3 protein-coding genes, 1 tRNA gene and 1 pseudogene are annotated in these 3,544 nt (G+C 25.7%); 3 read left to right on the top strand and 2 right to left on the bottom strand.

What is annotated here, in order from left to right:
* Positions 1 to 454 (top strand): annotated as a pseudogene (locus GBZ86_RS17360) (glycosyl transferase group 1); the annotation flags it as partial.
* A 21-nt stretch (positions 455 to 475) separates the two neighbouring features.
* Positions 476 to 1,117, top strand: coding sequence for a cyclodeaminase/cyclohydrolase family protein (locus GBZ86_RS13850; protein WP_152891619.1), 642 nt, complete (start codon positions 476 to 478; stop codon positions 1,115 to 1,117).
* Positions 1,118 to 1,133: 16 nt separating this feature from the next.
* Here the strand turns inward: GBZ86_RS13850 and pdaA are convergent, their stop codons facing one another.
* Positions 1,134 to 1,874, bottom strand: a complete 741-nt coding sequence (gene pdaA / locus GBZ86_RS13845) for a delta-lactam-biosynthetic de-N-acetylase (protein ID WP_422678932.1) — start codon at positions 1,872 to 1,874, stop codon at positions 1,134 to 1,136.
* A 227-nt stretch (positions 1,875 to 2,101) separates the two neighbouring features.
* On the opposite strand from pdaA, the gene ychF reads away from it, so the two are divergent.
* The gene (gene ychF, locus GBZ86_RS13840) at positions 2,102 to 3,199 is read left to right on the top strand and encodes a redox-regulated ATPase YchF (RefSeq protein ID WP_152891615.1); all 1,098 of its coding nucleotides are present in this window, start codon (positions 2,102 to 2,104) and stop codon (positions 3,197 to 3,199) included.
* Between the two features lie 102 nt (positions 3,200 to 3,301).
* On the opposite strand, the gene GBZ86_RS13835 is transcribed toward ychF, so the two are convergent.
* A tRNA-Sec gene (locus tag GBZ86_RS13835) sits at positions 3,302 to 3,398 on the bottom strand.
* Positions 3,399 to 3,544 lie beyond the last annotated feature (146 nt).

Raw genomic sequence — 3,544 nt, 5'->3', positions numbered from 1 at the left:
AAAAGAAAAGGATAATTCTTTATATAATAAAATAAATATTTTATTTTTTGGCAATATAGATGATTCTGAAATTAAACAAAGATTAAATGATATTGATATTGTTCAAGTTAATGGAAGAATAAATTATAAAGAAGCTTTAAGTTACATGATACATAGTGACGTTTTATTGGTTTTTGGAAATAAAAATTCAAAGCAAATTCCAGCAAAAATATATGATTATTTTGGAACGGATAATCCAATAATGATTATTTTAGGTGATGATAATGATCCAATTAAAAATATAACTAAAAATATACATAAATGTATCATGTGTGAAAATGATAGTAGAATTATTTCAAATAATTTAAGAAATTTAATTTATGATATTGAAAATGGTAAAAGTTTTGAGCCATGTGAAGAGTATGAATGGACAAATATTTCAAATAGATTAAATAATATATTATCTTTAAAATAATAATATAAGGAGTTAAATTTTATGAAAAACATGGAAATAGGAAGTTTTATAAAAGAATTATCATCAAATTCTCCAGCACCGGGGGGAGGAGCAGCTTCAGCTTTAAGTGGAGCATTAGCAGTTGCTTTAACTTCTATGGTATATAATTTGACAGTAGGAAAAAAAGTATATAATGAATTAGATGAAGATAAAAAAAATAAGTTACTTATTAATTTAGAAGAATGTAATAATCTAAATGAAAAAATGTTATTAGTAATGAATAGAGATAAAGAAGTATTTTTAGAATTAATGAATTCTTATAAATTATCTAAAGAAACAGATGAAGATAAAAAGATAAGAAAAGAAGTTATAGAAAAATGTACTAAGGAAGCTATGAATGTTCCTCTTCAACTAGCTAAAGTTTCTATGAAATTTTATGAAAATATTAAATTTGCTGCAAAATATGGCAATAAAAACTTAATATCTGATGCCGCTGTAGCATGTATTATGTTAGGAGCTTGTATAGAATCATCAATAATTAATACAGAGGTAAATCTTGCTTTTATTGAAGATAAAGAATTAAAAGGTGATATAAGAAAAGTATTAGATGATCTAAAATTTATGAATAATAAATTTAAAACAGAAATATTAGAGTATACAAATTCTACAATAAATAAAGAATAAATGGATTTAAATCCATTTATTCTTTATTTAAATCATTTAAAGATTTGAAAGTATAACCAGTAGATTTTAATTCTTTTAAAACTTCATCTAATATAGAAGTATTTGTAGATGATACAGCATGAAGTAACATAATTTCTCCATTATGAGCTTTTTCTAATATTTTTTTCTTTCCTTCCTCTTTAGATGGTTGATTGTCTATAAGCCAATCTTTATATGCAAAACTCCAAAATACAGAAGTATAGCCTAAGTCTTCTGTATATTTTAAAGAAAGATCACTAAATTTACCCATTGGAGGTCTAAAAAATTTAGGCATATTTTTTCCCGTTACTCTAGTATATTCTTCTTCAACTTCTTTAAATTCTTCTTCAAATTTATTTTTATCTGTTATTTTTGCCATGGAAGGATGATGAGAAGAATGATTACATACTAAGTGACCTTCACTTTCCATTCTTTTTATTAAATCAGGGTTATCTTCTATGTAAGGTCTTGTAACGAAAAAAGCAGCAGGTACATTATTATCTTTTAAAATATCAAGAATTTTTCCAGTATACCCCTTTTCATATCCTTCATCAAAGGTAAGAAAAATTTCTTTTTTAGTGTTATTACCTACAAAAGCAATTTTATGATTAGTTAAAAAAGGACATTCTTTTGGAGGAGAAACAGTCTTAGTATTTTTATCAAGTTGATAATACCAATTAAATTCCTTAGTGTTATCTTCTACTAAATTATATTCATTACAATAACTATATGATTGCATAGAAGAAATTAATGGATTTGAAATTAAGACTGATGATAATAAAAAAGCTATTAAATTCATTGACATATAAATCACCTCAGAATTATTATTGCACTAATTTAATTAATAATTTATAAAGATTATTGGAGGTTAAGGTAAGAAAATACAGTAGTTGAAATATATATTAAGCTAGAGTATAATTTTAAAGTAAAAGTATAAGAGTTTAATTAAGAAAGGAATGTACATAGATGAAATTAGGAATAGTTGGATTACCTAACGTAGGTAAAAGTACATTATTTAATGCTATAACAAAAGCAGGAGCGGAATCAGCAAACTACCCATTTTGTACTATAGAACCAAATGTTGGAGTAGTTAGTGTACCAGATAAAAGATTAGATGTTTTAGAAAAAATGTACAATACTAAAAGAAAAATTTATACAGCAATAGAGTTTTATGATATAGCTGGCTTAGTTAGAGGAGCTAGTAAAGGAGAAGGTTTAGGAAATAAATTTCTTTCTCATATAAGAGAAGTAGCATCTATAGTTCATGTAGTTAGATGTTTTAATGATGAAAATGTTGTTCATGTTGATGGTTCTGTTGATCCTATAAGAGATATAGAAACTATAAATCTTGAACTTATACTTGCGGATTTAGAAGTTTTAGAAAGAAGAATGGAAAAAAGTGTTAAACTTGCTAGATCAGGAGATAAAACAGCTAAATTTGAATATGCAATAATGGAAAGAATTAAAACTCAATTAGAAGCTAATAAACCAGTTAGAACATTAGAATTTGATACAGAAGAGGAAAAGTTTGTAAAAGGATTATTTTTAATAACTTCTAAGCCAGTTTTATATGCTTGCAATATATCAGAAGATGATATGATGTCAGGAAATTATGAAAATGAATATGTTAAAAAAGTAAAAAAATATGCAGAAGAAGAAAATTCAGGTGTAATGGTGGTTTGTGCTAGACTTGAAGAAGAATTATCAGGATTAGATGAAGAAGAAAAAAATGAAATGCTAGCTGAATATGGTTTAGAAGAGTCAGGGTTAGATAAATTAATTCAAGCAAGTTATAAATTATTAGGGTTAATTAGTTATTTAACTGCAGGAGTGCAAGAAGTTAGAGCATGGACTATTAAAGAGGGAACTAAAGCACCAGCGGCGGCAGGAAAAATTCATTCAGATATTGAAAGAGGATTTATTAGAGCTGAAGTTGTAGCTTATAATGATTTAGTTGAATGTGGGTCAGAAGCAGCAGCTAAAGAAAAAGGTCTTTATAGACTAGAAGGAAAAGAATATGTTATGAAGGATGGAGATATTGTTAATTTTAGATTTAACGTATAATATTTCCTCTAAATTTAAAAGAGCATGACGGAAGTTGTGCTCTTTTGAAATATTTTATAAAAATAAAAGAGATTAATTATACAATATTAATCTCTTTATGTTTGGCGGGAATATGTGGGAATCGAACCCACCAATGATAGTATTAGTACCACAACTAGGTTTTGAAGACCTGTAGGAACACCAGCTCCTATCTATTCCCATAATTCATTTAGATTCTACAATATAATATAATCATTGTCAAATAAAAGTTCCATATTTATTTTATTATTTTAAAATAAATATAATTTTATAAAAGGAATTTTATATAGTTTATAGAATAAATAATACAATAAATATATAAAATAT

It is taken from the genome of Clostridium tarantellae (assembly GCF_009295725.1).
Classification (GTDB): Bacteria; Bacillota; Clostridia; order Clostridiales; family Clostridiaceae; genus Sarcina; species Sarcina tarantellae.
Note: the sequence above shows the minus strand (reverse complement) of the source record. Positions and strands in the feature narration are given on the sequence as shown.